The organism is Streptomyces sp. CB00316 (assembly GCF_001905595.1).
In the GTDB taxonomy this organism is placed as follows: domain Bacteria; phylum Actinomycetota; class Actinomycetes; order Streptomycetales; family Streptomycetaceae; genus Streptomyces.
This window is the reverse complement of the sequence record NZ_LIXI01000003.1, coordinates 654,797-675,474: the sequence shown is the minus strand read 5'-3', so window position 1 is coordinate 675,474 and position 20,678 is coordinate 654,797. Positions and strand designations below refer to the sequence as shown.

The following is a 20,678-nucleotide window of genomic DNA, read 5'->3' as shown; positions in this document are numbered from 1 at the left end:
CTTCCGTCGGCCGGATGAACGCGGGCGTTCACCCGACCGACGTTATGACGGAACCGGGAGCCTCGCCATTCGGTCGCCTGGAGCGCGCCGGTCGGGCGGCACGCGTCACTGGAGCGCACGGACCGTCGTACGGAAGAGGACGGGGGCACGGTGGGCCGCCGCGACGATCATCCGGCGTGATACGGGGTGGCCCGCGGCACCCAGCAGGACCTGGGTGAGCAGCCGGTAGCGGCGCGTGGCCCTGGTCCACCGCGCCGGGTAGACCTCGGGCCGTCCGGCGGCCAGGCAGCCGACCGCCGCCGTCGCGGTGGCCACGGCGAGTGCGATGCCCTCCCCGGTCAGGGCGTCGGTGTAGCCGGCCGCGTCGCCGACCAGCAGGACGCGTCCGGCCCGTGGCGCCGACGCCCGCTGCCGGAGCGGGCCCGCCCCGCGTACGGGGGTGGCATGGGGGCCGAGACGGGCGGCGAGGGCCGGGAAGCCGGCCAGATGCTCTTCGTAGGGGCGGCGGTCGCGGCTGAGGACGGCCACGCCCACCAGGTGTTCGCCGACGGGGGTCACGTACGCCTCGGCGTACGGTGACCAGTGCACCTCGACCAGGTCCGTCCAGGGGGCGGTGCGGTAGTGGCGGCGCAGCCCGTAGCGGCCGGGCCCGGGGGCGGGGTGGTCCAGGCCGAGGGTGCGCCGCAGCGGGGAGTGGAGCCCGTCGGCGGCGATGAGCCAGCGCGCGGTGAGCCCGGCGGCGGTGACGGTCCGCTCGTCCTGGCGGACCTCCCGGACCTTGCCCTCCACGATGCGTACGCCGAGGGCTCGCGCCTGCTCGTGCAGCGCCGCGTGCAGAGCGGTACGCCTTACGCCGAGCCCCAAAGCGCCCCGGAACGCCGCTTCCGCGCTCCGCCGCCCGTCGGTGTACCGGATGCCGCGCAGAGGGTGGCCGGCCGGGTGCACGCCGAGGCGCCCGAGGGCCGCGAGGCCGCCGGGCATGATGCCCTCGCCGCAGGCCTTGTCGACGGGGGCGGGGCGGGGTTCGACCACCACCGCCTCCAGGCCCGCCCGGGCGGCCTGGATCGCGGCGGCCAGTCCCGCCGGTCCGCCGCCCGCCACCAGGATGTCGATCACGCCCGCGCTTCCGCCACCGGGAGGCGGGCCAGCGCCTCGTCCTCGCAGCGGATCCGGACGGCCATGAGGACGGCGTTGAGCAGGGTGAAGACCACAGCGGTCAGCCACGCCCCGTGGACGAGGGGCAGGGCGATGCCTTCGGCGGCGACGGCGACGTAGTTGGGGTGGCGCAGCCATCGGTAGGGGCCGCCGGTCACCAGGGGCAGTCCGGGGACGACGATGACGCGGGTGTTCCACCGGGGCCCGAGCGTGGTGATGCACCACCAGCGCAGTACCTGTGCCGCGACGACGACGGCCGCCATGGTCCAGCCGAGCGCGGGCAGGAAGGGGCGGTCGGCGAGGTGGACCTCGGCCAGGCATCCGGCCAGCAGGGCGGTGTGCAGGACGACCATCACCGGGTGGTGGCCGCTGCCCGCCTCGGTGGCGCCACGTGCCAGGCTCCAGCGGGTGTTGCGGCGGGCGACGGCGAGTTCGGCGAGGCGTTCGACGGCGACGCCGAGCACCAGGGCGGTGTACCAGAACATGGGCCGTTCCTTCCTACCAGCGCAGCAGCACCAGTTCGCAGCAGAAGCCCGGGCCCATGGCCAGCAGGAGTCCGGGGGTGCCCGGTTCGGGGCGGCGGCGCTCGATGGTGTCCCGCAGGACGTGCAGGACCGAGGAGGAGGACAGGTTGCCGACGTCGGCCAGCGAGCGCCACGTGACGTCCAGCGCCCCCTCGGGCAGGTCGAGCACCTCGGTGACGGCCTCCAGGACCTTGGGGCCGCCCGGGTGGCAGACCCAGTGGGCGATGTCCTTCGGCTTGAAGCCTTGTTCGTCCAGGAACTCCCGTACGTCGTCGGCGAGGTACTGGCGTACGACGTCGGGCACGGCAGGATCGAGCACCACACCGAATCCGGTGGAGCCGATGTCCCAGCCCATGACGTGCTCGGTCTCCGGGTACATCCGGCTGCGCGTGGCCACGATCTCGGGTCCGGCGACGGCCCGGCGCTTGCCGAGGGCGACCACCGCGGCCGCCCCGTCGCCGAACAGGGCGGTGGCCACCAGGTTGGCGGGGGTCGCGTCCTGGCGCTGGAAGGTGAGGGAGCACAGCTCGACGGAGAGCAGCACGGCGACGTCGTCGGGCCGGCCGAGCAGATAGTCGTGGATCCGGGCCGTCCCGGCGGCTCCCGCGACACAGCCGAGGCCGAAGACAGGGAGCCGCTTCACATCGGAGCGCAGGCCGAGGCGTGCCACCAGCCGGGCGTCGACGGAGGGGGCCGCGATGCCGGTGACAGAGGTGAACATCAGCAGGTCCACATCGGTGGGGCGCAGCCCAGCCGCGCGCAGGGCGCCACGTACGGCCTGGCCGCCGAGGTCGACGGCCGAGCGGATGAACACGTCGTTGGCCGCGCCGAAGCCGTCCAGATCGCGGTAGCCGTCGAGCGGCAGCACGGTGTGCCGGGTGCGGACGCGGGCGTTCTCGTGGAGCCGGTCCAGGACGCGGCGGTCGGCACCGGGCGGCAGGCAGGTTTCGGCCACCATGTCGGTGACCTCGCGCTGGGTGTGGCGGTGGGGCGGCAGGGCCCCGTGGACCGCGGCGATGCGGGTCATTGCGGCTCCTGCTTCGGGGGCGTCATCACCCCATCCTGCCCATAAATGCCGGTAAATCCTGGTAAGGGAACCGCGCGGCCACCGTGTTGACGGGCCCACAGGTCTCTACGATCGCCCGATGGATGCCATGGACGGGGCAGGGACGGCCACGGCGGCGGCCCGGTGGCCGGGCCGCGCGGCGGGGCTGGCGCTCGCCTGCCATCCGGGGCCGGTCGTCGCGGTGACGGCGCTCGTCTGCGCTCTGGCCGTCGGGGCCGGCCTCTCCCCGGCGCGGCTGGCCCTGGTCGGGGTCGCGGTGCTGACCGGCCAGCTCTCCGTGGGCTGGTGCAACGACGCGTACGACGCCGGGCGCGATGCCCGGGCCGGGCGACGGGGGAAGCCGGTAGCCGACGGCTCGGTCACCGTGCGCGCGGTGTGGGGCGCGGCGGCGGTCGCGCTCGCCCTGTGCCTCCCGCTCTCCCTGGCCTGCGGTCTTCTCGCCGGTACGGTGCACCTGGCCGCGGTCGCCGCCGCCTGGCTCTACAACCTGCGGCTGAAGGCGACGGCGCTCTCCTGGGTGCCGTACGCGGCCGGATTCGCCGCACTCCCCTGCCTCGTGACGCTGAGCCTGCCCGCCGCGCCCTGGCCCAGGTGGTGGACGGTCACCGCGGGGGCGCTGCTGGGGTGCGCGGCCCATCTGGGCGACACGCTCCCGGACATCGAGGCGGACCGGGCCGCCGGCATCCGGGGGTTGCCGCACCGGCTCGGCGCCAGGGGGACCCGGCTGCTGCTGCCGGTGCCGCTCCTCGCGGCCACGGCCGTCCTCGCGCTCGGCCCGCCCGGTCCGGTGGACGCCGGGTCCCTGGCCGTGCTCGCCCTCGCCGGTGCGGCGGCGCTGCTGGGGCCGGTGCTCGGCCGGTGGTGGCACAAGGCCGCGCTGGCGGGGGCCGTGACCGTGGCGGCGGCAGACCTGGCACTGCTCCTGGCACGCGGCACAGCGCTGTCCTGAGCAGCGTTCCCTCCGCAGCTCCCTGATGGCACGTCACACGGCGTGCCCACACGACGTGAGCATACGAGAACCGTTGACACATCAGAAACAGGTCAGAATCCATCAACTGCTGCCCGAGCGCTGATCCCCTCTGTACGGTCGCCGGGCCGGTGGTCATCCGCCGGCCCGGCAACACCCTTCCGCAGGGCCCGAACTCACCCCGCCACAACTCTGGGAAGTACGAGGTCCGGCCGCTACCCTCCGCGCATGATTCCCACGGTTGTCTGGGGTGCCGGCAACGTCGGCCGCGCGGCGATCCGCGCCGTCGAGGCCCATCCGGCACTGACACTCACCGCCGTCCTCGTCCACGATCCCGCGAAGGTCGGCCGCGACGCCGGCGAGCTCGGCGGTATCGGGCGCACGCTCGGGGTCGCGGCCACCGACGACATCTCCGCCGTCCTGGCCGGCCGCCCCCGGGCGGTGGTCTACGCGGCGTCCGGCGACCTCCGCCCCGACGACGCGCTGACCGACATCGGCCGGGCGGTCCGGGCCGGAGCGGTCGTCGTCACGCCCTCCCTCTATCCCCTCTACGACCAGCGCAACGCCCCGCCCGAACTGCGGGATCCCGTCCTGGCCGCCGTCGCCGAGGGCGGCGGCTCCCTCTTCGTCTCCGGGGTCGACCCCGGCTGGGGCAACGACGTCCTGCCGCTGCTGGTCAGCGGTCTGGGCACCGAGGTGGACGTGATCCGCTGCCAGGAGATCTTCGACTACTCCACGTACCAGCAGGAGGAGTCGGTACGCCACCTCATCGGCATGGGCCACCCGTTGGACTACCAGCCGCCCATGCTCGCCGAGAGCGTTCCGACGATGGTGTGGGGCGGTCAGATACGCCTGATGGCCCGGGCGCTGGGCGTCGAACTCGACGAGATCCGCGAGACGCTGGACCGACGGGCGCTGGAGACGACAGTGACCACCCGCACGATGGGCGAGTTCGCGGCGGGCACCCAGGGCACGGTGCGGTTCGAGGTGCAGGGCATCGTGGGCGGCGAGCCCCGCATCGTGATCGAGCACATCACCCGTATCCATCCCTCGTGCGCACCGGACTGGCCCTCCCCGCCCGACGGCGTGGGCGCGCACCGGGTGGTGATCGAGGGCCGCCCCCGTATCGAGGTGACGGTCGAGGCCTTTGACGAGGGCGAGAACCGGTCGGCGGGCGGCAACGCCACGGCCGTCGGGCGGCTCGTCTCGGCCATCGACTGGCTGGTGGACGCGAAGCCGGGTCTGTACGACGCACTCGATGTCCCACTGCGGCCTGCGGTCGGCAGGCTGGGAAGGAGAACGGCATGATCATCGACGTCCCGGAGGGCCAGGAGCCCATCGGTTACGTGTGGGGGGAGATGGTTCCCGGCATCGGCATGGCCGCCGCCACGTTCTCGATGTCCGTGTACGAGCACACGACGCTGGGCCTGCGGGAGTTCGAGGCCGCACGGCTGCGGATCGCACAGATCAACGGGTGCCTGTTCTGCCTGGACTGGCGGACCGAGCGGGACGGGGCGAAGGTCGAGGAGGAGTTCGCCGGGGCCGTGGCCGAGTGGCGTACGACGGACGTCTTCGACGCGCGTACCCGGCTGGCGGCGGAGTACGCGGAGCGGTACGCGCTGGACCACCACGGTCTCGACGACGCCTTCTGGGAGCGGATGACCGCGCACTACAGCCAGGTGGAGATCGTGGAGCTGTCCATGAGCATCGGCTCCTGGCTGGCGTTCGGGCGGCTCAACCATGTGCTGGGGATCGACGACGTGTGCGTTCCGCCGGGTCACTGACGGAGTCCGGGGCCGCCGGGTCGGCACTCCCGGCCCCGGGCTCTCCGTACGCCCGGAGGATCAGCGGCGCAGATCGGTGGCGATGATCCGCTCGATGTTGCGTTCGGCGAGCGCGGTGATCGTCACGAACGGGTTGACGCTGACGTTGCCGGGGATCAGGGCGCCGTCGATAACGTACAGGCCCTGGTAGCCGTGCAGCCGGCCGTAGTTGTCGGTGGCCTTGTCGAGGACCGCGCCGCCCAGGGGGTGGTAGGTGAGGTGGTCGCCCCAGATCTTGTAGGTCCCGAAGAGGTCCGTGCGGTAGATCGTCCCCTCCTTGCTGTTGATCTTGTCGAAGATGCTCTTCGCGGCGTCGATGGACGGCTGCTTCCACGCCGTCTGCCAGTTCAGTTCGACTCTCCCCGCCGCCGCGTTCCAGGTGAACTCGGCCCGGTGGGGGTTCTTGGTGATCGAGAGGTAGAACGAGGCCCAGGTCTCGATCCCGGTGGGCAGCGGAGCGACTTCGGCGAACGCTCCGCCGGCGTCCCAGTTGTCGATGCCGCCGGTGGGGATGGACGACTGCACCTTCCCCGTCGGGTCCCAGAGGTGGTTGGCCCGGCCGCACATGACGTTGCCGTTGTCGCCCCAGCTCTTGCCGATCTCGTTGTTGAGGCCGCCCAGCGCGCCGGTCGCCTTCAGGCCGACGAGCAGTTTGCTGGTGCCGACGCTGCCCGCGGCGAAGAAGACCCTGTCCGCCGTGACGGCCTTGGTGGCGGTGGTCCGGCCGGTGGTGTCCAGCTGGTCGATGAGGACCGTGTAGCCGCCGCCGGAGGCCGGGGAGACGCGGGTGACCTTGTGCAGGGGGGTGATGGTGACCCGGCCGGTGGCCTCGATCCGCTCGATGTAGGTCTTCTGGAGTGACTTCTTGCCGTAGTTGTTGCCGTAGAGGATCTCGGCGTCCAGCGCGGACTTCGGGACGGTCCCGGCCGCCTCCTGCTTCATGTAGTCCCAGTCGTACACGGCGGGCACGAAGAGGAACGGGAAGCCCGAGCGCCGCGCGTGCTTCCGGCCGACCCGGGCGTACTGGTAGCAGTCGACGCTGTCGAACCACGCGGGGTCGATGGTGGTGACCCCGAGGTCCGCGTTGGCGCGCGGGTAGTACGTGCCGTACATCTCCGCGGCGTTCACCGACGGGAGGATGGCGGCGAAGTTCTCCCGCTTGGGCGTGACGGCCATGCCTCCGTTGACCAGCGAGCCGCCCCCGACACCGCGCCCCTGGTAGACGGTGATGCCGGCGAACTCCTCGGCGTCCAGGATCCCGGTGTAGCGGTTGACGGGTCTGTCGATCGGGAAGCCGAGGAAGTTGCTCAGCGGCTGCCTGGTCCTGGTCCGCAGCCAGAAGGAGCGGTCGTCCGGCTTGGTGGTGTTGGCGAAGATCTTGCCGTCCGCGCCGGGGGTGTCCCAGGCCATGCCCATCTCGACCATGTGGACGTCCGTGCCGGCCTGGGCGAGCCGGAGAGCGGCGACCGAGCCGCCGTAGCCGGTGCCGATGATCAGCACCGGCACATGGGCGCCGGAACCGATCGGGGCCGCTGCCGCCCGGGGCGTGGCCCAGACCGGCGCGGCGGGTCCGGCGAGTGCCGCGACCCCGAGAAGAGAACTTGTTCCTGCGATGAATCTTCGACGCGATACACCCTTGGGGGTGTCTTCGTGCAGGGCAGGGTCGTTCATGTGACATCCCTCACTCTCGACAGAGTGCAACAGGTTCTACTGTCGATAGTGTGGTAAGTCACTAGAAACTTGGGAGTAACTTTCCGTACGTCGAAGGGCCCCGGACCGTCAAAACCCAAGACGGTCCGGGGCCCCCCGGAGGTGAGCCCGTACGGGGATCAGTAGGCGCCGAAGACGTTGTCGATCGAGCCGTACCGGTCGGCGGCGTAGTTGCACGCGGCGGTGATGTTGGCGACCGGGTCGTAGCTGTCGGTCGAGGTGCCGGGCACGTGGTACGCCTGGAACGTCGGGTCGATGACCTGGAGCAGCCCCTTGGACGGGGTGCCCTTCACCGCGTTGGAGTCCCAGTTGTTGATGGCGTTCGGGTTGCCCGAGGACTCGCGGATGATGTTGCGGTGGATGCCCTCGTAGCTGCCGGGGATGCCGTGCTGGGCCATGACCGCCAGCGACTCCTTGATCCAGCCATCGAGGTCGTTGGTGTACGTGGCGGGAGCGGCGGCGGCCTGGGCCGCCGGGGCGGCAGTGGTGCGCTCCGAGCGGTCGGCGCGCTCCGCCGTGGCGGTGCGGTCGGCGGACGGGGCTGCGGCCTTGGGAGCCTTGGCGTCCGACGGGACGGCACCCTTGGCGCCGATGGTCAGCGTGATACCCGGGTGAATAAGGTTCGGGTTCTCGCCGACGGCCTTCCGGTTGCCTTCGTACAGCTTCTTCCAGCCACCGCTGACGGAATACTCGCGGGCGATCTTGGAAAGCGTTTCGCCGGACACCACGGAATGCTTGGTGGGGGCGGCCTTCGTCACGGAATCCGCCTGGGCGGTCACGGAGACGGGAGCGACGGCCTTTTCCGCGGCGACGGAGTGCGCGGGGGCGGCGGAGGCGGCGGTGGCGCCGAGCACGGGGAGGGCCAGAACGGCCCCACCCGTGGTCACGGCGGCGATGCCGCGGCCCAGCGAGACGGACTTGGGACGGCGGTGCTTACCCTGTGCGGGCATGGGGATTTTCCTCTCCGGCGCCTACGAGGTGAGCTGTCGGGTTCAGACGGGAGATGCCTGGCCGCATGGACATGCGACTTCACCCCTAGCCGTTCCGGATACCGGACCGGCGGCTTACCTGGGTCCCCCGCTCCTGCCGTACGTGGGTGGGTTTCGGATTCCCGGACGGCGGCAGGATTCGGCGTTCCATCCGGATTGAGCGTGACCGTAGGCGAAAAGCGCCGGGCAGAACAAGCCCCGAATTCTGGATGACCTTTCTCCGCAAGATCGAATTCAGGAATTCCCGGCCGCGCCCACTCCGTCACGGTGTCAACTTTCTTGGCACAGAAGGGAACCGAACCTTCCGATTCCGCGTCCGCCCCTCCGGACGTGACCCTCGCCACTTCGCACGGAGGTGGCCGAAATAGGCGCGGCCAAAATAACCCAAGGGACTCAATAGCCCCTTTATGGAATAGAAGGCTAAAAGGCTGAAATCCCCCATATCGCCCCACAGAAACGGACTTATCGGGCGGTTCTGTAGGCCGGGTCGGAGGCCCCGCGCGGCCAGGGCTTACGGTGTGGGGTGGAGATTAGTAAGCCAACCCTTACCTCCGACGTACGCTGTACCTGCCCGCGTTCGCCCGCCTTAAGGATCACCACGCCATGACACGCCCCGTCCGCGTCGCCATTGTCGGAGCCGGCCCTGCCGGTATCTACGCTGCGGACGCGCTGCTCAAATCCGAGGTCTGCCAGGACCCGGGGGTCTCGATCGACCTGTTCGAACGCATGCCCGCGCCCTTCGGCCTCATCCGTTACGGCGTGGCCCCCGACCACCCCCGGATCAAGGGCATCGTCAAGGCGCTGCACCAGGTGCTGGACAAGCCGCAGATCCGCCTCTTCGGCAATGTGAGCTACCCGAACGACATCGGCCTGGACGACCTGCGGTCCTTCTACGACGCGGTGATCTTCTCGACCGGCGCCGAGGCCGACCGGGCGCTCGACATCACGGGCATCGAGCTGGACGGCTCCTACGGCGCGGCCGAGTTCGTCTCCTGGTACGACGGCCACCCCGAGGTCCCGCGCACCTGGCCGCTCACCGCGGAGAAGGTCGCCGTCCTCGGCGTCGGCAACGTGGCGCTGGACGTGGCCCGAGTCCTGGCCAAGACGGCGGACGAGCTGCTGCCGACCGAGATCCCGGACAACGTGTACCAGGGCCTCAAGGCGAACAAGGCGCTGGAGGTCCATGTGTTCGGGCGGCGTGGCCCGGCGCAGGCCAAGTTCAGCCCGATGGAACTGCGGGAGCTGGACCACTCCCCCACCATCGAGGTCATCGTCAACCCCGAGGACATCGAGTACGACGAGGGCTCCATCGCCACCCGGCGGGAGAACAAGCAGGCCAACATGGTCGCGCAGACCCTGGAGAACTGGGCGATCCGCGATGTCGGCGACCGACCCCACAAGCTCTTCCTGCACTTCTTCGAGTCCCCGGTCGAGATCCTCGGCGAGGACGGCAAGGTCGTCGCGCTGCGCACCGAGCGCACCGAGCTGGACGGCACCGGCAACGTCCGGGGCACCGGGAAGTTCACCGACTGGGACGTGCAGAGCGTCTACCGGGCCGTCGGCTACTACTCGGAGGAGCTGCCCAAGCTCCCCTTCGACGTGGCCTCCGGCACCGTCCCGCACGAGGCGGGTCGCGTCATCGCCGGTGACGCGCACATGGCCTCGGTCTACGTCACGGGCTGGATCAAGCGAGGCCCGATCGGCCTGATCGGCCACACCAAGGGTGACGCCAACGAGACGGTCGCCTGCCTCCTGGAGGACCGCGCCGCCGGCCGGCTGCCCGAGCCGGCGACGCCCGCCCCGGAGGCCGTGGAGGCCTTCCTAGAGAGCCGCAACGTCCGCTACACGACGTGGGAGGGCTGGCACAAGCTGGACGCCCACGAGCAGGCGCTCGGTGCGGCCCAGGGCCGTGAGCGCATCAAGGTCGTGGAGCGCGAGGGCATGCTGGAGGCCTCCGGCGCCTGATCAGGACCTTCACCGCTCAGGCCGGGTCCGGCGCACTCGTCGTGCCTCCCGGGCCCGGCCCGCGGAACGTCCGCCACAGGTCCGGCGGGGCGGTCTCACGGGACGGCTGCGGCGCCTTCTCCGGGAGGTTCGTCCAGCGGGCGGCGACCAGGAGCGCGATGTCGTCGGGCCGGTCGGTGGCCTGCCGGGCCTCCCCGATCACCCGGTTCGCCATCTCGGCCAGCGGGACCGGGCCGCTCCCGGCGATGGTGGCCCGCAGCCGTTCGATGCCCTCGTCGATATCGGTCCCGGGGCGTTCGATGAGCCCGTCGGTGAACAGGGCGAGCATGTCACCCGGATCGAGTTGCAGCTCCGTCACGGGGTACGTCGCCTGCCCGTCGATGCCGAGCACGATGCCGCCGGCCAGGTCCAGCACCTCGGTCCGGCCGTCGGGGTGCCGCAGCACCGGCTGCGGGTGCCCCGCCCGTACGGCACGGGCCCGTCCCGTGAGCGGGTCCAGCGCGATGTAGCAGCAGCTGGCGAACTGTCCCGGGTCGAGATCGATGAGCAGCCGGTTGGTGCCGCTCATCACCTCCTGCGGGTCATGGTTGCTGAGAGCGAACGCCCGTACCGCGCTGCGTAGTTGCCCCATGGTGGCGGCAGCCGCGACACCGTGCCCCTGGACGTCGCCGATGACCAGGGCGAGTTCGTGGCCGGTCTCGATGACGTCGTACCAGTCGCCGCCCACCTCCATGTCCTGCGTGCCGGAGAGGTAGCGCCCGAGGGTGTCGACCCCGTCGACCTCCGGAAGCCGGTGCGGCAGCAGGGCGTCCTGGAGCCCCCGGGCCAGCGCCGACTCGCTGTCGTACCGCTGGGCACGTTGCAGGGCCTGGGCGATGAGCCCGGCCAGGGCGGTCAGGACGGTGCGCTCCTCCGGGCTGAACCCGCGGGGCCGGTCGAAGCCGAGGATGCACGAGCCGACGGGCCGCCCCGACGCGATCAGCGGGAGGAAGGCGCGCGCACCGACGTCCGTCTCCATCGGGATGCCCGGGTACGCGTCGGCGAGGCGCTGCATGGACTCGAAGAAGATCGGGCGGCCGGTGGTCAGAGTCTCCACGCCGGGGATGGAGACGTCGAGCCCGACCCCGTCGAAGCGGTCGAGGAACCCCTTGGGGAACCCCGTCTCCCAGGCGAGGTGGAGGTGACGTTCGCTCAGCAGGTAGATGGCGAGCTGCCGGCCGCCGAACGCGGGCAGCAGCTCCTCGGTGACCACGGCGGAGACCTGACGGGCCGTGACCGCCTCGGTGAGGGCGATGGCCAGAGCCACCGGACGGTAGAGGGCGGAGGACCGGTCGGCGGTGGAGCCGATGCCCAGCCCGGGCGCGGTGACGGAGCCGGGCACGTACGCCGGCCGTTCCGTGGCCTGGAACACCGCGCTCAGCCCGTCGTGGCCCGGGTACAGCGAGACCGAGAGCCAGACGGACGGGGCCCGCCGCGCGAGGAAGTGGACGGGTTCGTCGGAGATCAGGGCCGCCCGGCAGTGGTCCTCGTACGCCGGATGCCCGAACCACGGCAGGACCTCCCACACGACGTGGCCCACCAGCTCGGCGCGGGGGAGGTCCAGCAGCTCCTCCGCGAGCGCGTTGGCGTACGTGATGCGCCCGATCCGGTCCAGGGAGATGATCCCCCGGGGCAACCGGTCCGCCGCCTCCGCGATGACGGGTCCCGCGCCGAAGTCGACGACGAAGCCCGTCAGATGGCTCTCGGCGCTCTCCCCGTCCGGGTGGGTCCAGCGGCCGGAGAGCTCCAGCAGGTGGTATCGGCCGTCGGGGCCGCGCAGCCGCATCCGGCGGGCCACCGGATCGGCGGACTCCACCGCCTGCCGGGCCAGGGCCCACAGCCCGTACACGTCCTCCGGTACGAGGCGCTCGGCGAGGGCGTCGACGGTGCCGGGGAACTTCGCCGGCTCGGTCCCGAAGATCGCGCACAGGTCGTCGTCCGCGGTGAGGCCCCCGGAGTGGAGGTCCCAGTCGAAGCTGCCGACCCGCACCGGGGGCGCGGGGGCGGCCGGCAGCTGGACGGGGATCGGCTCCTTCTCCCAGACGACGGGGAGGGACCGCGACTCCAGATCGTCGAGCGCGGCCCCGAGGCGGTGGCCCAGGCGCAGCAGCCGCTCCCCGTCGGAGGGAGCGATCTCCTCGCCCGGGGTGGCCGACCGCAGGACGGCCATCACCCCCATGCTGCCCTGCGGGCCGGTGATCGGGACCCACAGCGAGCCGAACGGGAACGGCAGCCCCGCCATCAGCTGGGGAAACCGCCGCATGCCCTCCTCCGCGTCGGCGAGCAGCACGGGCCGCCCGGAGCGGTAGGCCTCGGAGACCGGGAACGGCCGGTTCACGTGCATCCGCCACCAGGGCCGGAACAGCGGCCCCGGCAGCCCGGCGAGGACGGCGAGGCGCAGCAGCCCGGGCGTCCCGGAGCGGAGGTAGATGCCTCCCGCGTATCCCCCGGCGGCCTCGACGGCGCTGACCACCCCCTGCGCGAGTACGAGGGACAGCTCGTCCGGTACTCGGCCGCCGCCGTCTCGCCCGGCCGCGGCCCCGCTTCCGGGGGACGGGGTGGGCCGGGTCGCATCGTGCCGGGTCACACAGCCAGCATGCTCCCCGCAGCGGGGGCAGCGCACGTCGGCGGAGCGGCCGGAACCCCGTGCCGGCCGCTCCGCCGACGCGGTCTCAGTGCAGCTTGGCGACGGCGGTGCCGGTCGTCTTCCTGAATCCCTTCAGCGGGGCGCCGTCCAGGTCACCCAGCTGTCCCCACTCCAGGACGGTCACCGTTCGGCCGTCCCGGCCGACGGAGTGGAGGCCGATGTCGGTGGAGCCGACCTCCGGGTAGGACGTGTCGATGCTGTAGACGTGCGCGCCCTCCTCCACGTTCACCCGGCCGTGGTAGCGGCTGACGCCCTCGAGGCCGGGCTCCTGCTCCTTCAGCCGGTCGAGGCAGGTCGCCAGCGCGGTCCGCAGCCCGGCGGCGAGCGCCTTCGCCTTCGCGGTGGTGGGGGCGACGGTGATGGTCTGGCGGGCGCCGGTGTCCAGCTCGGTACGGAAGTCCCGGTGGCGGGTGCCCTCGGCCGGGATGGTTCCCGCCGTGCAGGCGGAGCCGTCCTCGGGCAGGCCCTTCTGCACCGGCCCGCCGGTCCACGGGGTGAGGGAGGCGGGCCACTGCCCGGCGGAGAGGAACTTCGGCGCGGCGGGGGCGGCGGACGCGGGTGCCGTGGGCAGTGCGGTGGCGGCGAGGCCCGCGACCGCGGCGGTCAGGAGTGCGGTGCGGATCGTGCGGGTGGTGCGCATGGTGGTGATCCCCGTTCAGGTGGTCGAGCGGTCGGGTCGGTGGAACGGCACCAGCCTGGGGCGGGCCTCCCGACGGCGACAAGCACGACACGGGTTCCGGCGGCCCTGGAACCGTCCCACCTCCGGTGACGTGGGTGTTCTCGGTGGGGTGGAACGCCTTGGTGGAACGGCCGGGGGAGGTCGAGCGGGTGTCGGGTGACGGCGGAACGGGCGAGGAGCTCGCGCGGGAGGTGCTGGCGGACCGGTTGCGGGAGCTGCGGGCGGGCTCGGGCCGGACGTACGCGGCCCTCGCCCGGCGGATCGGAGTCAGCGGCTCGACGCTCCACCGGTACTGCACCGGGCAGACCGTGCCGGCGGAGTTCGCCCCGGTGGAGCGGCTGGCACGGCTGTGCGGCCGCACCGCCGAGGAACGGCAGGCACTGCACCGGCTGTGGCTGCGGGCGGACGCGGAACGGGTGGAGCGGCAGGAGGCGGGCGCGGCGGGGGTCCCGGCCGACGAGACAGGGGGAAGCGCGGAGGCGGTGGCGGCCCCGGTCGCCGAAGCCGGAGGAGACGCGGAAAGGGCACTCGCCCCGGCCGCCGGGGCGCGGGCGGACGCGAAAGCGGGCAGGGGCCCGGGCACGCCCGGTACAAAGGCCCTCGGCGGTTCCGTTCCGCCCGTGGCCACCTCCACGCACCGCGACGGGGCCCCGCCCGTGCCCGCGCCCTCGACGCTCCCCTCACCCGTCGTACGCCGGTGGGCGCCGGCCCTGGCCGACTGCGCGGCCGTCGCCGCCCTGGCGCTCGCCCTGATCGCGGCCTTCGGCGGGCCCACGCGGCCGGAGCGCCCCGAACGGCAGCCACCGGTGGCGCGGCCCGCCGCTCCCCCGTTCACCTGGACCACCGACGACCACGTCTGGCGGTACGGCTGCGGGCACGCCTACCTCATCGCCCGTCCCCCGGGCGCCGTCCCGCCGCCACCGGCCGAGGCCGACGCGGAGCCCTGGGCGAAGGCGCTCGGCGCGGTGCACGCGGGTGAGACCGGCGTACGGATCACCCTCCAGGGCACGGGCGAGCGGGCGGTGGTCCTGGAAGCGCTGCGAATCCGGGTGGTGGCGCGGCGGGAGCCCGCCGGGGGGGGCGGGTCCACCGGATGAGTTCCGGTTGCGGCGGGGCGCTCACCCCGCGGATGTTCGACGTCGATCTCGACGCGGAGCGTCCGGTGGCCCGGTCGGTGCCGGGCAACGACACGGGTGAGCCCATCGCGCCGGTCTCCTTCCCGTACCGGGTCTCGGCCTCGGACCCCGAGGTCTTCCTCGTCACCGGGCGTACGGCCCGGTGCGCCTGCGACTGGGTCGCTGAGCTGCGGTGGAGCGGCGGGGGACGGTCCGGCACGGTGCGGATCGACGACGGCGGGCGCCCGTTCCGTACGAGCGGGGCGCCGGGGCGGCCCGTCCACGACTACGACTACGGGGCCCGGCGCTGGGTGGCGGAGCCTGAGGGAGCGGGTGGATCGTCCGGCTCCGGGTGACGGCGGTGCGGTGGCCGTCCTGGCGCCGCTGCGGCCATCCTGGGGACGGGCGGCCCGGACGGGTGACCTGCGGGCGGCCGACGCTCCCACCTGGAGGTGCCGATGGACCCCGTCACCGCTCTGCGGCGTACCGCGTTCCTGCTGGAGCGCTCGCAGGCCGCCACTTACCGAGTGAAGGCCTTCCGGACGGCCGCCGAGGTGGTGGACGCGATGGAGCCCGGGGAGGCGGCCGAGCGGGTGGCCGCGGGGACCCTGGAGCGGGTCTCCGGGATCGGCCCCCGGACCGCACAGGTGATCCGGGAGGCCCAAGCGGGTGAGGTGCCCGGCTACCTGGAGCGGCTGGAGGAGGAGGCCTCCGCCGAGCCCGCGCCGGAGGGGGGCCAAGAACTCCTGTCCCGGCTGCGGGGCGACTGCCATCTCCACTCCGACTGGTCGGACGGCGGCAGCCCGATCGAGGAGATGGGCCGCACGGCGTTGGAGCTGGGACATGAGTGGGCGGTGCTCACCGACCACTCGCCCCGGCTGACGGTGGCCAAGGGCCTGTCACCCGAGCGGCTGCGGGAGCAGCTGGCGGTGGTGGCACGGCTCAACGAGGAGTGGGCGCCGTTCCGCCTGCTGACCGGGATCGAGTGCGACATCCTGCCGGACGGTTCGCTGGACCAGGAGCCGGAGTTGCTGGAGCGGCTGGACGTGGTGGTCGTTTCCGTCCACTCCAAGCTGCGGATGGACCCGGCCCCGATGACCCGGCGCCTGGAGGCGGCCGTCCGTCATCCGCAGGCGAATGTGCTGGGCCACTGCACGGGCCGTCTGCTGTCGGGGCGCGGCAGGCCGCAGTCGCGGTTCGACGCGGACCGGGTCTTCGCCGCCTGCGCCGAGGCGGGGACGGCTGTGGAGATCAACTGCCGGCCGGAGCGGCTGGACCCGCCCCGCCGGCTGCTGAGCAAGGCCGTGGAGGCGGGCACCCTCTTCGCCATCGACACCGACGCGCACGCCCCCGGCCAGCTGGACTGGCAGATCAACGGCTGTGCACGGGCCGAGGAGTGCGGCGTACCGGCGGAGCGGGTGGTGACCACCTGGCCGGTGGAGCGGCTGCTGGAGTGGGCGGGGTGACGGCGCACGGGGCCGCCCGCCCCGCTCACGGGCCGGGGCGGGCGGGGCCCTCGCGTGGGGGCCGGTACTGCCGGTACTGCCGGGCCGCCTACTTCTGGGGGTAGATGTCCCCGGCGGCCATACCGCTCTGCTGTTCGCTCCGGTCCCGGATCGTCCGGGACTTCTTCTCCAGCCGCTGCCGTTCCTGCGGGTCTGTCGCGCGTTCCGCCGCCTCGGCGAGCTGCTGGGCCTTCTCACGCATCTGCCGCGCCAGGTCGGCGGGCTCGTCCGAACCGCTCATCACCACTCCTTGGACCGGGGGGGACCACTGCCTCCAGCGAACCAGCGACCGGAGGCTTCCGCATCCCGCGTACCCCGCGGTGAGCGATTCACGTGGCGGCCCGGCTCAGCCGCCGCACCACCGCGCGCACCCGGGGGTGCCGCTCGTGGGCCTCGGAGGCGCGCCGGTCCAGCTCCTCGCCCAGCCGCTTCGTCCGTTCGTCGATGTCGAGCTCGGCGAGCACCCGGTCGATCTCGGCGAGCAGCGCCCCGTGCAGCTGCCACTGGCGCGGGTGCTCCTGGACGTCCTCCAGCAGCAGGTCGGCCACCAGATCGCGGGTGGCGCGGCTGCGGGCGAGCGCTTCGGCGAGCCGGTCCTCCGCCGCCTCTCCGTCGGCGGCGAGGGGGGCGGTGACGAGTTCGGCGAAGCTCTCGATGGCGTCGGCGAGCCGGCCGAACAGCTCCTGGAGCAGGCCCGCCACATCGGCCGGGAACAGCGTCTCCTCCACGCGGGCCTTCGCCAGGTCGGTGAGGGTGCGGGACAGGACCCGCAGCACGACCGCGCAGATCTCCAGGGTGTCGAGTCCGGTGCGCAGGACCACCCGGTAGAGCAGCCCTTGTCTCACCCTGGGGTTGAGGGTAAGACTTTCCTCCGCCTGGCGGAGCGAGGCGTCGACCTCGACGATGTCGTGGTCGAGCCTGCGGGCCTCGTGGAGCCGGGCCGCCGCCCGGGAGACGGGATTGTTCCCGACCACCTCCTCGCCCATGCTGCGGAGCATGGTGCCCATCCGGCCGGCCAGGGAGCCGATGGAGGAGCCCGCCGACGCCACCCAGACGGGCGGGGCGAAGACCAGGTTGAACAGCAGCCCGACCACCGCCCCGATGAGCGTCTCCCAGACCCGGTCCCAGGCGGTGTCGGCGACCTGGGAGACGCCGAGCACGAGCATCGCGCTGATCGCCACCTCGGGTACGAACTCGTTGACCCGCACCAGCCGCCCGATCAGCAGCGAGGTGAAGATGGTCAGGCCGAGGCTCCACCAGCTCAGCCCCACCAGGGAGCTGAAGGCGATGGCGATGAGCACGCCGACGATGACGGAGTTCACGCGCCGGATGCCGGTGGTGAGGGTGGCGTAGAGGGTCACCTGCACGACCAGGAGCGCCGTGAGGGGAGCGGTCAGCGGAGCCGGTTCGGGCAGGGCCCACACGGCCACGGAGTAGGCGATGACGGCGGCCGCGGTCGAGCGCAGCGTCTGTACCCCCGCGGGCTCGGTGGTGCGCTGCACGAGCTTGATGACGGGCGCGGAAACGGCGGGCATTCCTTGACGGTGCCCCGTTTTCCCCGCGCGCAGCGCTCCGCGCCCGGGGTGCCTCCGTACGGCCCTGTCCCGGCGGCGGAAAGGGGTCCGGCATGCGCGCGAGCCGCTACCGAGGGACTCTGGATACATGGCTGTTCTCGTGAATCCCCCCACAGAGACGCCCCCCGCCGAGGGCTCCATCGGCGATGCCCACGAGGAGCGCCCGGACGGCGGTGTCTGGGAGCACCCGGCCGTCTGGATCGGCCTCATCGTGCTCGGCGCGCTGCTGGTCGCCGGGTTCTTCGCCGCACGGGTCTTCGGTCTGGCGTGAGCGGGAGGAAACCGCCTTCGGCACGTCGGATCGCCGACGCGCTGGTGGAGGAGTGCGGCCGGACGTACGCGGAGGAGGCGGGCATCCGGCTCAAGGACACCCCGCAGCCGCTGTACCAGCTCCTGGTGCTGAGCCTCCTGCTGTCCGCCCGTATCCGCGCCTCGGTGGCCGTCGCAGCCGCCCGGGCCCTCTTCGACCACGGCATGCGCACTCCGCGCCAGATGGTGGACGCCACCTGGCAGCAGCGGGTGGACGCGTTGGGGGAAGGCCACTACCGGCGTTACGACGAGCGCACCGCCACCCAGCTCGGTGAAGGTGCCCAGCTCGTCCTGGACACCTGGCGGGGTGATCTGCGCCGGCTGCGCGAGGAGGCCGACGGGGACCGGGACCGGCTGGTGGAGGGGCTGCGGCGCGCGCCGGGCATCGGACCGGCCGGGGCCGACATCTTCGTACGCGAGGTGCAGTCCCTCTGGCCGGAGACCGGCCCCTGGCTGGGGGCGAAGGCGCTGCAAGGGGCCGAGCGGCTGGGCCTGCCCACCTCCCCCGGCACGCTGGCCCGGGCGGCGCGCGGACACGATGACGCGAGGTTCGCCGCCGCGCTCGTGCGGGCTGCCCTGGACAAGGACATCGTGGACGCGGTCACGGAGGCGGCACGGGCCCGCTGAGGCGGCTCGCCGTCAGTACGTCGAGGGGGCACCGCCCGTACGCGAAGAGCCGCCCCGGTGCGCGGGGAGGCGGGCGCGGGGGCGCCGTGCCGTGCGCGGAGATGCCCCGCCACCTCAGTGGCCGGAGGCCTCCCGCAGTGCGCGGGCCCGCTCTTCCTCCCGGCGGGCCGCCTCCCGCTCCCGCCTTCCTTCGGCCTTCATCCGCTCGTCGCCGAGGGCGATGCCGTCCGACTCCTTCTTCATGCCTTTCAGCCGGCGCGCCTTGGCGCGGGCCATGTCAGTGCTCTTGCCCACAGCTGCCTCCGTACCGCGAGGAGATTCACGCTTCTCCCTCCACTATGCCCACGCGCGCCGCAGAAAGCAGGAAGCCTCCGCCGCAGGCTCTAGAGCACTGGACCGTCGTCCTCGTCCTCGGGCCCGCCGGCCTCGACCCGCAGCGCCAGGTCCTGCAGGACATCGGCCGACGAGACGTCCGTCTGCCCGGAGTCGTGCACCTGCGCCAGCATCGTGAAAGCGAGCGTGAAGGCGCTCACGAGTTGCTCCACCGCGCCGCCGACCTCGCGCCCGACGACGGTCACCACCTCCTCGACGGAGAAATCGTCCGGGATGGCGATGTGGGGCATCGTCTCGTTCAGCAGGGCGGTGACGGCGCCCGCTCCCGCGTCCAGATCTTCCCGTTCGAGGTCCGCCTCCAGCAGGCGCTGCATTTCGCGCGCCTCTGTGAGGATGCCGATCACGCGCTTCACGACTTCCCGTTGCTCCATGGCCGCGAGCATAGGGCGTGCGCACCGGTCACCACGTGCGGTGGAGTGCACTTCTGTGCGGCGGCCATGTGCTTCCGCGGTGCTCAGCCGGTGTCGCGCACCGCCACGATGCCGTTGAAGACCCCCCGTACGCCGCTCCAGCGCCGCCTGTCCGCTACCGCTCGTCTGTTCGCTGTCCGCTCGTCCGTCCGCGCGGCGGGAGCTTCTTGCGCGAGCGGTTCTCCAGCATCGCCCGGCGGATCCGGGCCGCCGCCGCGTGGGCGTGCTCCGGGGTCGCGGTGTGGTCGGCGACCGAGGTGACGAAGCGGTGCAGGGGCTGCCGGCAGCGGGGGCACGGGGCGTCGGTCGTGGCGAGGTGGCCGTCCTCGCACTCGGGGTCGGAACAGGAACCGGGCATCAGCAGCTGCTCGGCGATGTCCTGGGCGCTCCAGCGTCGGCGGCCGTCCTCGTCCTTCTCGTTGAGGGCGTGGGCCCAGCGCAGGTTCCAGCGGCGTTCGATGCGCTCCCGGAGGAGACCGGCACTGCGGTTGCGGCCCAGCTCGTCGTGGATCAGGTCGTGGACGGTGCTCGGAACCCGGCCGCCGAGCGCCTGGAGGAGCTGCTGCGGCAGCGCCTGGAGGACATAGCCGCGCGGGTTGCTCTTGGCGTTCTCCCGCCAGCGGTCGCAGGCGCAGGACCCGTCGGGCCGCTTGTGGGCGTGGCAGCGCTCGCAGAGGCCGCGGCATTCGGCGCACAGCCCGCCGTCGAGCCCGTCCAGGTGGGGCGCGGGCGCCCGGCCGCACTCCTGGCAGCAGGCCGCGCACGGCCCGCAGAGCCGTTCGCCACCTGCCTTCGTCGTCCAGGTGCGCATCTGGCACCGGCAGCAGAGGCCGGTGTTGCAGTACTCGTGGTGGGCGGCGCCCGAGTGCCGTCCGGGGGGCGGAAAGGACATCTGCCCATTGTGCGGGATGGCCGGGCACCGCGTGGACGGTCCCGCCTGGGCGGCTCGGCGGAGGGAATCAGGGATGCAGGCCGCTGACCAGGTTGGCGGTGGCGCCGATCCCGTCGTGGATGGTCGGCGCCATGCTCGTACTGGCCAGCAGGAAGCCCAGCAGGGCACAGACGATCGCATGCGAGAGCTTCAGCCCGCCGCTGCGGAGGAAGATCACCGCCAGGATCGTCAGCAGCACCACCAGTGAGATCGAAATGACCATGGCCAGCCTCCTCCGCCGCGCCGGATT

At 72.6% G+C, this 20,678-nt stretch carries 22 protein-coding genes and 1 riboswitch; of the genes, 9 read left to right on the top strand and 13 right to left on the bottom strand.

Annotation, left to right across the window (positions count from 1 at the left end; translation table 11 throughout):
- Positions 1 to 105 precede the first annotated feature (105 nt).
- From AMK21_RS11115 to AMK21_RS11105, 3 genes are read right to left on the bottom strand one after another with little or no spacing between them, the layout of a single operon-like run.
- Positions 106 to 1,116 (bottom strand): NAD(P)/FAD-dependent oxidoreductase, encoded by a 1,011-nt coding sequence (locus AMK21_RS11115; RefSeq protein ID WP_073876655.1) that lies wholly within the window; start codon positions 1,114 to 1,116, stop codon positions 106 to 108.
- Entirely contained in the window at positions 1,113 to 1,640 is a 528-nt protein-coding gene (locus tag AMK21_RS11110) for an isoprenylcysteine carboxyl methyltransferase family protein (RefSeq protein WP_073876653.1), read from the bottom strand. Before AMK21_RS11110 ends, AMK21_RS11115 begins: the two co-directional genes overlap by 4 nt.
- A gap of 13 nt (positions 1,641 to 1,653) precedes the next feature.
- On the bottom strand, positions 1,654 to 2,706 hold the full coding sequence (locus AMK21_RS11105) for a type III polyketide synthase (protein ID WP_073876650.1): 1,053 nt from the start codon (positions 2,704 to 2,706) through the stop codon (positions 1,654 to 1,656).
- 118 nt (positions 2,707 to 2,824) lie between these two features.
- Here AMK21_RS11105 and AMK21_RS11100 point away from each other — a divergent pair, with 118 nt between their 5' ends.
- The 3 genes from AMK21_RS11100 (at position 2,825) to AMK21_RS11090 (ending at position 5,496) form a co-directional block, all read left to right on the top strand.
- Positions 2,825 to 3,694 carry a UbiA family prenyltransferase gene (locus AMK21_RS11100; RefSeq protein ID WP_073876648.1) on the top strand — a complete coding sequence of 290 codons (870 nt, stop codon included), beginning with the start codon at positions 2,825 to 2,827 and terminating at the stop codon, positions 3,692 to 3,694.
- A gap of 246 nt (positions 3,695 to 3,940) precedes the next feature.
- Entirely contained in the window at positions 3,941 to 5,020 is a 1,080-nt protein-coding gene (locus tag AMK21_RS11095; protein WP_073876645.1) for a dihydrodipicolinate reductase, read from the top strand.
- A complete protein-coding gene (locus tag AMK21_RS11090) occupies positions 5,017 to 5,496 on the top strand; it encodes a carboxymuconolactone decarboxylase family protein (RefSeq protein WP_073876643.1) in 480 nt (159 codons plus the stop codon). Before AMK21_RS11095 ends, AMK21_RS11090 begins: the two co-directional genes overlap by 4 nt.
- A 60-nt stretch (positions 5,497 to 5,556) precedes the next feature.
- Here the strand turns inward: AMK21_RS11090 and AMK21_RS11085 are convergent, their stop codons facing one another.
- Together AMK21_RS11085 and AMK21_RS11080 are read right to left on the bottom strand one after the other, a co-directional pair.
- The gene (locus tag AMK21_RS11085; protein WP_199863158.1) at positions 5,557 to 7,206 is read right to left on the bottom strand and encodes a GMC oxidoreductase; all 1,650 of its coding nucleotides are present in this window, start codon (positions 7,204 to 7,206) and stop codon (positions 5,557 to 5,559) included.
- Positions 7,207 to 7,364: 158 nt separating this feature from the next.
- Positions 7,365 to 8,195 carry a transglycosylase SLT domain-containing protein gene (locus AMK21_RS11080; protein ID WP_073876639.1) on the bottom strand — a complete coding sequence of 277 codons (831 nt, stop codon included), beginning with the start codon at positions 8,193 to 8,195 and terminating at the stop codon, positions 7,365 to 7,367.
- Positions 8,196 to 8,198: 3 nt separating this feature from the next.
- Positions 8,199 to 8,389: riboswitch (cyclic di-AMP (ydaO/yuaA leader) on the bottom strand.
- Between the two features lie 448 nt (positions 8,390 to 8,837).
- Here AMK21_RS11080 and AMK21_RS11075 point away from each other — a divergent pair.
- On the top strand, positions 8,838 to 10,199 hold the full coding sequence (locus AMK21_RS11075) for an FAD-dependent oxidoreductase (RefSeq protein ID WP_073876638.1): 1,362 nt from the start codon (positions 8,838 to 8,840) through the stop codon (positions 10,197 to 10,199).
- Between the two features lie 16 nt (positions 10,200 to 10,215).
- On the opposite strand, the gene AMK21_RS11070 is transcribed toward AMK21_RS11075, so the two are convergent.
- Together AMK21_RS11070 and AMK21_RS11065 are read right to left on the bottom strand one after the other, a co-directional pair.
- Positions 10,216 to 12,825: a SpoIIE family protein phosphatase gene (locus AMK21_RS11070; RefSeq protein ID WP_079181131.1), complete on the bottom strand. Its 2,610-nt coding sequence runs from the start codon at positions 12,823 to 12,825 to the stop codon at positions 10,216 to 10,218.
- Between the two features lie 85 nt (positions 12,826 to 12,910).
- The gene (locus AMK21_RS11065) at positions 12,911 to 13,525 is read right to left on the bottom strand and encodes a hypothetical protein (RefSeq protein WP_073876636.1); all 615 of its coding nucleotides are present in this window, start codon (positions 13,523 to 13,525) and stop codon (positions 12,911 to 12,913) included.
- Between the two features lie 125 nt (positions 13,526 to 13,650).
- Between AMK21_RS11065 and AMK21_RS11060 the strand changes: the two genes are divergently transcribed.
- The 3 genes from AMK21_RS11060 (at position 13,651) to AMK21_RS11055 (ending at position 16,145) form a co-directional block, all read left to right on the top strand.
- Positions 13,651 to 14,661 carry a helix-turn-helix transcriptional regulator gene (locus AMK21_RS11060; RefSeq protein WP_324613886.1) on the top strand — a complete coding sequence of 337 codons (1,011 nt, stop codon included), beginning with the start codon at positions 13,651 to 13,653 and terminating at the stop codon, positions 14,659 to 14,661.
- A complete protein-coding gene (locus AMK21_RS36850) occupies positions 14,658 to 15,035 on the top strand; it encodes a hypothetical protein (protein ID WP_324613885.1) in 378 nt (125 codons plus the stop codon). The genes AMK21_RS11060 and AMK21_RS36850 overlap by 4 nt, the downstream gene beginning before the upstream one ends.
- Positions 15,036 to 15,137: 102 nt before the next feature.
- Positions 15,138 to 16,145, top strand: coding sequence for a PHP domain-containing protein (locus tag AMK21_RS11055; RefSeq protein ID WP_079181130.1), 1,008 nt, complete (start codon positions 15,138 to 15,140; stop codon positions 16,143 to 16,145).
- A gap of 88 nt (positions 16,146 to 16,233) precedes the next feature.
- On the opposite strand, the gene AMK21_RS11050 is transcribed toward AMK21_RS11055, so the two are convergent.
- Together AMK21_RS11050 and AMK21_RS11045 are read right to left on the bottom strand one after the other, a co-directional pair.
- Positions 16,234 to 16,425 (bottom strand): DUF6381 family protein, encoded by a 192-nt coding sequence (locus tag AMK21_RS11050; protein ID WP_073876631.1) that lies wholly within the window; start codon positions 16,423 to 16,425, stop codon positions 16,234 to 16,236.
- Between the two features lie 88 nt (positions 16,426 to 16,513).
- Entirely contained in the window at positions 16,514 to 17,719 is a 1,206-nt protein-coding gene (locus tag AMK21_RS11045) for an FUSC family protein (protein WP_073876629.1), read from the bottom strand.
- Positions 17,720 to 17,846: 127 nt separating this feature from the next.
- On the opposite strand from AMK21_RS11045, the gene AMK21_RS11040 reads away from it, so the two are divergent.
- Both AMK21_RS11040 and AMK21_RS11035 read left to right on the top strand, forming a co-directional pair.
- Complete coding sequence (locus AMK21_RS11040) at positions 17,847 to 18,029, top strand: DUF6480 family protein (protein WP_073876627.1); 183 nt, start codon at positions 17,847 to 17,849, stop codon at positions 18,027 to 18,029.
- On the top strand, positions 18,026 to 18,694 hold the full coding sequence (locus AMK21_RS11035; RefSeq protein ID WP_073876625.1) for an endonuclease: 669 nt from the start codon (positions 18,026 to 18,028) through the stop codon (positions 18,692 to 18,694). Before AMK21_RS11040 ends, AMK21_RS11035 begins: the two co-directional genes overlap by 4 nt.
- Positions 18,695 to 18,808: 114 nt before the next feature.
- On the opposite strand, the gene AMK21_RS11030 is transcribed toward AMK21_RS11035, so the two are convergent.
- The 4 genes from AMK21_RS11030 to AMK21_RS11015 form a co-directional block, all read right to left on the bottom strand.
- Entirely contained in the window at positions 18,809 to 18,988 is a 180-nt protein-coding gene (locus tag AMK21_RS11030) for a hypothetical protein (RefSeq protein ID WP_073876623.1), read from the bottom strand.
- 89 nt (positions 18,989 to 19,077) lie between these two features.
- Positions 19,078 to 19,470, bottom strand: a complete 393-nt coding sequence (locus AMK21_RS11025) for a hypothetical protein (protein WP_018512922.1) — start codon at positions 19,468 to 19,470, stop codon at positions 19,078 to 19,080.
- A gap of 142 nt (positions 19,471 to 19,612) precedes the next feature.
- Positions 19,613 to 20,389 (bottom strand): hypothetical protein, encoded by a 777-nt coding sequence (locus tag AMK21_RS11020; RefSeq protein ID WP_073876621.1) that lies wholly within the window; start codon positions 20,387 to 20,389, stop codon positions 19,613 to 19,615.
- 67 nt (positions 20,390 to 20,456) lie between these two features.
- Positions 20,457 to 20,651 carry a hypothetical protein gene (locus tag AMK21_RS11015; protein WP_073876619.1) on the bottom strand — a complete coding sequence of 65 codons (195 nt, stop codon included), beginning with the start codon at positions 20,649 to 20,651 and terminating at the stop codon, positions 20,457 to 20,459.
- Positions 20,652 to 20,678 lie beyond the last annotated feature (27 nt).

What these genes read in the sequence shown, in the direction of transcription:
- AMK21_RS11090 (WP_073876643.1), top strand. Translation starts at nt 5,017, where the DNA reads ATGATCATCGACGTCCCGGAGGGCCAGGAGCCCATCGGTTACGTGTGG.
- AMK21_RS11065 (WP_073876636.1), bottom strand. Translation starts at nt 13,525, where the DNA reads ATGCGCACCACCCGCACGATCCGCACCGCACTCCTGACCGCCGCGGTC.
- AMK21_RS11085 (WP_199863158.1), bottom strand. Translation starts at nt 7,206, where the DNA reads ATGAACGACCCTGCCCTGCACGAAGACACCCCCAAGGGTGTATCGCGT.
- AMK21_RS11105 (WP_073876650.1), bottom strand. Translation starts at nt 2,706, where the DNA reads ATGACCCGCATCGCCGCGGTCCACGGGGCCCTGCCGCCCCACCGCCAC.
- AMK21_RS11095 (WP_073876645.1), top strand. Translation starts at nt 3,941, where the DNA reads ATGATTCCCACGGTTGTCTGGGGTGCCGGCAACGTCGGCCGCGCGGCG.
- AMK21_RS11075 (WP_073876638.1), top strand. Translation starts at nt 8,838, where the DNA reads ATGACACGCCCCGTCCGCGTCGCCATTGTCGGAGCCGGCCCTGCCGGT.
- AMK21_RS11110 (WP_073876653.1), bottom strand. Translation starts at nt 1,640, where the DNA reads ATGTTCTGGTACACCGCCCTGGTGCTCGGCGTCGCCGTCGAACGCCTC.
- AMK21_RS11020 (WP_073876621.1), bottom strand. Translation starts at nt 20,389, where the DNA reads ATGTCCTTTCCGCCCCCCGGACGGCACTCGGGCGCCGCCCACCACGAG.
- AMK21_RS11050 (WP_073876631.1), bottom strand. Translation starts at nt 16,425, where the DNA reads ATGAGCGGTTCGGACGAGCCCGCCGACCTGGCGCGGCAGATGCGTGAG.
- AMK21_RS11055 (WP_079181130.1), top strand. Translation starts at nt 15,138, where the DNA reads ATGGACCCCGTCACCGCTCTGCGGCGTACCGCGTTCCTGCTGGAGCGC.
- AMK21_RS11080 (WP_073876639.1), bottom strand. Translation starts at nt 8,195, where the DNA reads ATGCCCGCACAGGGTAAGCACCGCCGTCCCAAGTCCGTCTCGCTGGGC.
- AMK21_RS11100 (WP_073876648.1), top strand. Translation starts at nt 2,825, where the DNA reads ATGGATGCCATGGACGGGGCAGGGACGGCCACGGCGGCGGCCCGGTGG.
- AMK21_RS11025 (WP_018512922.1), bottom strand. Translation starts at nt 19,470, where the DNA reads ATGCTCGCGGCCATGGAGCAACGGGAAGTCGTGAAGCGCGTGATCGGC.
- AMK21_RS11015 (WP_073876619.1), bottom strand. Translation starts at nt 20,651, where the DNA reads ATGGTCATTTCGATCTCACTGGTGGTGCTGCTGACGATCCTGGCGGTG.
- AMK21_RS11045 (WP_073876629.1), bottom strand. Translation starts at nt 17,719, where the DNA reads ATGCCCGCCGTTTCCGCGCCCGTCATCAAGCTCGTGCAGCGCACCACC.
- AMK21_RS11040 (WP_073876627.1), top strand. Translation starts at nt 17,847, where the DNA reads ATGGCTGTTCTCGTGAATCCCCCCACAGAGACGCCCCCCGCCGAGGGC.
- AMK21_RS36850 (WP_324613885.1), top strand. Translation starts at nt 14,658, where the DNA reads ATGAGTTCCGGTTGCGGCGGGGCGCTCACCCCGCGGATGTTCGACGTC.